Here is a 7,035-nt window from a genome sequence, read left to right on the forward strand (position 1 = left end):
TGAGCGATCGACAGCACGTTGTTGACGACGTAATACAGCACGAGGCCTGACGGGAAGAAGAAGAACATGACCGAGAAAGCGAGCGGCATGAACATCATCATCTTCGCCTGGACCGGATCGGGCGGCGTCGGGTTCAGCTTCGTCTGAACGAACATCGAAACGGCCATCAGCACGGGCAGGATGTAATACGGATCCTGCTGCGAGAGATCGTGAATCCAGAGAACCCACGGTGCACCGCGCATTTCCACCGAGGAGAGCAGCACCCAGTAGAGCGAGATGAACACCGGAATCTGAATGACAACCGGCAGGCACCCGCCGAACGGATTGACCTTCTCTGTCTTGTAGAGCTCCATCAACGCCGCGTTCATCTTCTGCGGATCGCTCTTGAAGCGTTCGCGCAGCGCCTGCATGCGCGGCGTGATCTCCTTCATGCGTGCCATCGATTTGTAGCTGGCCGCCGACAGCGGGAAGAACACGGCCTTGATGAGCAGCGTCAAGAGGACGATCGCCCAGCCCCAGTTGCCGACGAGACCATAAATCTTCTCAAGCAGCCAGAAGAGCGGCTTAGCGATGATCGTGACCCAGCCGTAGTCCTTCACGAGGTCAAGCCCTGGCGCCACGCCTTCGAGCACGCGCTCCTCCTCGGGCCCGGCGAAGAGCCGCGCGGACACATTGGCGCTCTGGCCCGGTGCGATCGCCGCAACAGTTTCCGTCATGCCAACGCGATAGAGCGTGGGGTCGACTTTTTCGACATAGATCGAGCGCTTCGCGCCTTGCTGCGGAACCCATGCCGAAGCGAAATAGTGCTGCACCATTGCAACCCAGCCATTGTCTGCCGAGGTCGCGTATGCCGCCTTGTTCTTGTCGATGTCGCTAAACGAGATCTTCTGGAAGTGCTGCTCGTTCGTATAGACAGCCGGCCCGATAAACGTGTGCGAGAAACGCGGCGTTTCCACCGGTGTGCTATCGCGCACGAGCTCCATATAGACGCTCGGCGAGACGGGCGTGCTGCCTACGTTCTCGATCTTCGTATCGACGCCGATCACGAAGCTGCCGCGCGTGAACGTGTACGTCTTGACGACCTTGACGCCACCTTTGACAGGCGATTCGAGGCTGATCGAGAAGGACTGCTGATTATTGGCGAGCGTATGCGGGCCTGGCTGCTGCACCGTGTAGACGTCGTTGTGGTTCGGGAAGTCGCCGCCGATCAGGCCCGTGCGGGCGAGATAGGTGTGGTTGGCGGTACGATCGAAGAGGGTGATGTTGAGGTCGCCCTGATTCGGGTCGCTCTTGCGCGTGAGCGTCAGCTTCACCAGCGTGCCGCCGCGCGTGTCGATCTCACCGTCGTAGACGTCGGTGCTGAACTTCACCAACTGTGCCGGCGCAGACGGTTGCGCCGTCGACGTGCCGGGCGCACCAGCGGCCGTCGTCACGGGCGGAGGTGTCGAACCAGGCTCGCTCGCTTGGGGGAGTGTGTCAGAACCCGTGGGCGCAGTTGACTGCGTCGCCGCTGGGTTCGGGAAGAACATCGAAGGGCGTCCGTGATCGCGCTGCCAGTTGTCGAACAGCATGATCGCTGACACGAAGAAGATCGCCCATAGGATGGTGCGTTTGATATCCATGCGTGGTCTCAGAGTCGATGGAGCGGGCGCTTCAGCGCTTTCTGGGGATAGGGGGCGGAACGAGATCGACCCCGCCCGAGGAAAACGGATGACAGCGGCACAGGCGCTTTAGCGCGAGATAACTACCGCGCGCGGCGCCATGATACTGGATTGCCTCGCGTGCGTAATCAGAGCACGAGGGATAAAAACGGCATCGGCCGCCGAGCAGGGGGCTAACGGCGACCTTATAGAAACGCAGCAGCGCAATCAGTACCGTTTGCATGACGATCGATTTTGGCGGCGTGTGCACCCAATTTCAATCCGGGGCCGCGCCTTCTTGCGCGGGCGGCGATTGGCGGCGGGCAATCTCGCGCGCCGCTTTTCCGAGCAATGCGTCGAACTCGTCGCGGCAAAGTGCCTTCAAGGGCGGCGATGCCGCGCTCGGAAAGGCCTTCTTGTCCAAGCGGGTGTGCAAGCGCAGCAGGATGTCCCAGCCGCCGAAATCGTCAGCCCGCAAGCGGAACGCTTCGCGAGCGATGCGCCGCACGAGGTTACGCGTCGCCGCTCGTGGCGCGAATTTCTTGCCGATGACGAGCCCAAGCCGCGCTGACTGGCCGGTTGGCCTCGCATACACGACAAAGTGCGGCGAGCGGCGCCATGGGCGCAAACGAAAAACGGATGAAAACTCATCCGTTTTGAGAAGCCTTGCGGCTTTGGGAAAAGTGGCCTGTGCTCGCAACGGACTAAAGCCCGATGGCGGCATTCATGCGCCCCGCGAAGCGGGCCGCACGCAATGCGCCGTTTGCCTTGTATTGAGCTTCGCTGCGCTTAGATGGCCAAGCGCTTGCGGCCCTTCGCGCGGCGGGCGTTGATCACTTTACGGCCGCCGGCAGTCTTCATGCGCACGCGGAAACCATGGGTGCGCTTGCGGCGCGTCACGGAAGGTTGGTAGGTACGTTTCATGTCGTTCTCACTCGAGATGGGACCGCGTCCGCATGCGAGCGCCCAACTTAACTTCACGACTTGCGGGTATCGCAAGCTGGGGTTGGGAGACTGCCGACGGGGTCGAAAAACGGATTCCGCTTTTGCGGGAACCCGCTATTTAAGCCGGTTTTCTCTTGGCCGTCAATACCTTACGGCCGTCAATGGATGCTCCATGGGGCGAGCGGTGTGCAATGTGGCCCTGTGGATAACTTCCAGATCGACGCGTTTTGGCGGTAGAATTCGACCTTGTCCCAAGAATCCCGCACGCCGCTCCGAGTGGTCCTTTTGCCGCAAGTGCTTGTCGCGCAAGGGATTCGGGGCGGATTTCGCCTTGCCGGACCGGGTCCTTGACGCCAATGCGCCAAGGGCGGCGGCGAAAACGCCGTGCCCCAAAAAACGACACCATCTCGATGAATGAATTCTGGCAGCACTGTTCCGCATTGTTGGAGCGCGAGTTGACGCCCCAGCAGTACGTGACGTGGATCAAACCATTGACCCCGGTCGCCTTCGACGCAGCTGCGAACACGCTGTCGATCGCCGCGCCGAACCGTTTCAAGCTCGACTGGGTCAAGAGCCAGTTTTCCGGCCGCATCTCCGACCTTGCGCGCGACTTCTGGCAGGCCCCCATCGAGGTGCAGTTCGTGCTCGATCCGAAAGCAGGCATGCGCACGGTGGCGCCCGGTGCAACGGCAAGCGTCGTCGCGCTGCGGCGCGGCCCGGCCGCAGGCGCGGACGTGGCGGCGGCCGAAAGCACGGCAGCCGCTGTCGCCGTCGGTGCGCGGCGCGGCCCGGCGCAGGGCGTGAATGCTCTGCAAACCGGCTACCCGGGGGCGGGCAACGGCGCGGCCTCGGCGGGAGTGGCCGACGACGGTGTGGACGTCGACATGCCCGGTGTCGACGCGAACGAGGCCGCGGCTGCTCGTCGCACGTGGCGGCCCGGTGCGGCCAACGGGGCAGGGGCGGGCAGCCCGGAAACGGATTCGATGTACGAGCGCTCGAAGCTCAACCCCGTGCTCACGTTCGATAACCTGGTGACGGGCAAGGCGAACCAGCTCGCGCGCGCGGCGGCGATTCAGGTGGCCGACAATCCTGGCATCTCGTACAACCCGCTCTTTTTGTACGGGGGCGTGGGGCTCGGCAAGACGCACCTGATTCATGCGATTGGCAATCAATTGCTGCAGGACAAGGCGGGAGCGCGAATCCGCTATATCCATGCCGAGCAATATGTTTCGGACGTGGTGAAAGCGTATCAGCGCAAGGCGTTCGATGATTTCAAGCGCTACTACCACTCGCTCGATCTGTTGCTCATCGACGACATCCAGTTCTTTTCGGGAAAGTCGCGCACGCAGGAAGAGTTCTTTTATGCGTTCGAGGCGCTCGTCGCGAACAAAGCGCAGGTGATTATCACGAGCGATACCTACCCGAAGGAGATTTCGGGTATCGACGATCGCTTGATTTCGCGCTTCGATTCCGGCCTGACCGTTGCCATCGAGCCACCCGAGCTCGAAATGCGCGTGGCGATTCTGATGCGCAAGGCGCAGTCCGAGGGCGTAAGCGTGTCGGAGGACGTCGCATTTTTCGTCGCGAAGCATTTGCGCTCGAACGTGCGCGAGCTCGAGGGGGCGCTGCGCAAGATTTTGGCCTATTCGAAGTTTCATGGCCGCGAGATTACGATCGAGTTGACGAAGGAAGCGCTGAAAGATCTGCTGACCGTGCAGAACCGGCAAATCTCCGTCGAGAACATTCAGAAGACCGTCGCCGACTTTTACAACATCAAAGTCGCCGACATGTACTCGAAAAAGCGTCCGGCGAATATCGCCCGGCCGCGGCAGATCGCGATGTATCTCGCGAAGGAGTTGACGCAGAAGAGCTTGCCGGAAATTGGCGAGTTGTTCGGCGGACGCGATCACACGACGGTACTGCATGCCGTTCGTAAGATTGCAGACGAGCGTGGCAAGGATGCGCAGCTCAACCATGAATTACACGTGCTCGAGCAGACTTTGAAGGGCTGATGGGCATCCCCGAACGAGGCGTGGCGCCGCCACGCGTCGTTCCGTTTCGCCGGTGCGACGGCGGACTCGGGGCGTTTTTCAGGCACAATAACGGCTTACCCACCGCGGCTCTTGCGGCGGGATAAAGTGCGACGCAAGAACAAAAGCGCGCAAAAAATGCGGGGCGTCGATGGATTCGTCGACGAATCTGCCGGGCGAGGCGGCCAATGCGCCGTCACATCAACGAAGGAATCGTATGCAACTGGTCAAGACCGAACGAGACAACCTCTTGAGGCCGCTGCAAACTGTCAGCGGCATTGTCGAACGTCGCCACACGTTGCCGATCCTCGCGAATCTGCTGATTACCAAGACCGGGCCGGACGTGTCGTTTCTGTCGACGGATCTGGAGTTGCAGATTACGACGCGGGCCGATTTCGGCGTAGGCGACGAATCGGTCGCAACCACTGTGGGCGCGCGCAAGCTGCTCGACATTTTGCGTGCGATGCCGGATGGGCAGGTCAGCCTGACGCTGTCGGACAAGCGTCTGACGGTGCAATCGGGCAAGAGCCGCTTTGCGCTGCAGACGCTGGCGGCTGACGAGTTTCCGACCGTCGCGCAATCGAAGGATTACGGCGCGAGCCTCGCCGTGCCGCAAAAAACGTTTCGGCAATTGCTCGGCATGGTCCACTTCGCGATGGCGCAGCAGGACATCCGCTATTACTTGAACGGCATGTTGCTCGTCGTCGATGGCGGCCGGCTCATGGCCGTGGCAACGGATGGTCACCGGCTTGCGTATTCGTCGATGAAGATCGACGGCGAGTTTGCGCGCCAGGAAGTGATTATTCCGCGTAAGACGATTTTGGAACTCCAGCGTTTGCTCGAGGACATCGACGATGTCGTCAAGATCGACATCGCATCGACGCAGGCCAAATTCACGTTCGGCCAAGTCGAACTCGTCTCGAAGCTGGTTGAGGGCAAGTTCCCCGATTTCCAGCGCGTCATTCCGAAGGCGCACAAGAACACGTTTGTGATTGGGCGTGACGAATTGCAGCGCTCGCTGCAGCGCGCGGCGATTTTGACGTCGGACAAGTTCAAGGGTGTGCGTTGCGTGATCGAGCCGGGTCAACTGAAGATCATGTCGACCAACGCCGATCAGGAAGAGGCGCAGGAAGAACTCGAAATCGCCTATCAGGGCGATGCGATCGACATGGGCTTCAACGTCACGTATCTGCTGGATGTTCTCGCGAATTTGAAGGTGGACATGCTGCAGATCAGCGTGGCGGATGCGAGTTCGAGCGCGCTGCTCACGATACCTGAGAACGACGATTTCAAGTACGTGGTCATGCCGATGCGCATTTGATCCCAAGCGAAAGAGAAGAACACGAGGGGCGCATCGCCCCTTTAGCGTTTCTTTAGTGCTCCGAAATTTCGGACGTAGTACGCAAGCAGTAGATGCAGAACCGGAATATATCCATGAGTGAACAGTACAACACCCAGCCCGACAACAGCTATGGCGCTTCGTCCATTCAAGTGCTGGAAGGTCTGGAGGCAGTGCGCAAGCGCCCTGGCATGTATATCGGCGATACGTCGGATGGCACCGGTCTGCATCACCTCGTATTCGAAGTGCTCGACAATTCCATTGACGAGGCGTTGGCCGGGCATTGCAACGATATCCACGTGATCATTCATGCGGATAATTCCATCTCCGTGTCCGACAACGGGCGCGGCATTCCGACCGACGTCAAATTCGACGACAAGCACGATCCGAAACGCAGCGCGGCCGAGATCGTGATGACCGAGTTGCATGCGGGCGGCAAGTTCGACCAGAACAGCTACAAAGTATCGGGCGGATTGCACGGCGTGGGGGTGTCATGCGTGAATGCGCTCTCGAAATGGCTTCGCTTGACCGTGCGACGCAACGGCAAGAAGTCCTTCCTGGAGTTTCACCGAGGCGTGGCGCAAAACCGCATCATCGACGAGGTGAGTGGCGTCAGCGTGTCGCCGATGCATCCTCTCGGTGAGACGGAGCAGCGCGGCACCGAAGTGCACTTCATGGCCGACGAGACCATTTTTGGGAACGTCGAGTACCACTACGACATTCTTGCGAAGCGCATCCGCGAGTTGTCGTTCTTGAATAACGGCGTGCGGATTCGGCTGACCGACCAGCGCACGGGCAAAGAGGACGATTTCGCGTTCGTGGGCGGCGTGAAGGGGTTCGTCGAGTACATCAACAAGACGAAGACCGTACTGCATCCGACGATTTTCCATATCAACGGCGAGAAGGACGGCGTGGGTGTGGAAGTCGCGATGCAGTGGAACGACAGCTACAACGAGAATGTGCTGTGCTTCACGAACAATATTCCGCAGCGCGATGGCGGCACACACTTGACCGGCCTGCGTGCCGCGATGACACGCGTCATCAACAAGTACATCGTCGATCACGAAATTGCGAAGAAGGC

At 60.1% G+C, this 7,035-nt stretch carries 7 protein-coding genes; 3 read left to right on the plus strand and 4 right to left on the minus strand.

Annotated features, from left to right (window positions below; genetic code table 11):
• The 4 genes from yidC to rpmH all read right to left on the minus strand — a co-directional run.
• The coding region (yidC, locus tag VL598_RS04070; protein ID WP_325325417.1) for a membrane protein insertase YidC at window positions 1-1,622 on the minus strand (1,622 nt) is incomplete at its 3' end.
• 31 nt (window positions 1,623-1,653) lie between these two features.
• A complete protein-coding gene (yidD, locus tag VL598_RS04075; protein ID WP_325325418.1) occupies window positions 1,654-1,884 on the minus strand; it encodes a membrane protein insertion efficiency factor YidD in 231 nt (76 codons plus the stop codon).
• Window positions 1,885-1,917: 33 nt separating this feature from the next.
• Window positions 1,918-2,364 carry a ribonuclease P protein component gene (gene rnpA / locus VL598_RS04080; protein ID WP_325325419.1) on the minus strand — a complete coding sequence of 149 codons (447 nt, stop codon included), beginning with the start codon at window positions 2,362-2,364 and terminating at the stop codon, window positions 1,918-1,920.
• Between the two features lie 65 nt (window positions 2,365-2,429).
• Window positions 2,430-2,564, minus strand: coding sequence for a 50S ribosomal protein L34 (gene rpmH / locus VL598_RS04085; RefSeq protein ID WP_004198824.1), 135 nt, complete (start codon window positions 2,562-2,564; stop codon window positions 2,430-2,432).
• A gap of 431 nt (window positions 2,565-2,995) precedes the next feature.
• Here rpmH and dnaA point away from each other — a divergent pair, with 431 nt between their 5' ends.
• The 3 genes from dnaA to VL598_RS04100 all read left to right on the plus strand — a co-directional run.
• Entirely contained in the window at window positions 2,996-4,597 is a 1,602-nt protein-coding gene (gene dnaA / locus VL598_RS04090; RefSeq protein WP_325325420.1) for a chromosomal replication initiator protein DnaA, read from the plus strand.
• Between the two features lie 235 nt (window positions 4,598-4,832).
• Window positions 4,833-5,936 carry a DNA polymerase III subunit beta gene (gene dnaN, locus VL598_RS04095; protein WP_325325421.1) on the plus strand — a complete coding sequence of 368 codons (1,104 nt, stop codon included), beginning with the start codon at window positions 4,833-4,835 and terminating at the stop codon, window positions 5,934-5,936.
• A 113-nt stretch (window positions 5,937-6,049) separates the two neighbouring features.
• Window positions 6,050-7,035, plus strand: a 986-nt coding sequence (locus VL598_RS04100; RefSeq protein WP_325325422.1) for an ATP-binding protein, incomplete at its 3' end; no start/stop codon positions are given.

This window comes from Trinickia sp., from assembly GCF_035492435.1.
Classification (GTDB): domain Bacteria; phylum Pseudomonadota; class Gammaproteobacteria; order Burkholderiales; family Burkholderiaceae; genus Trinickia.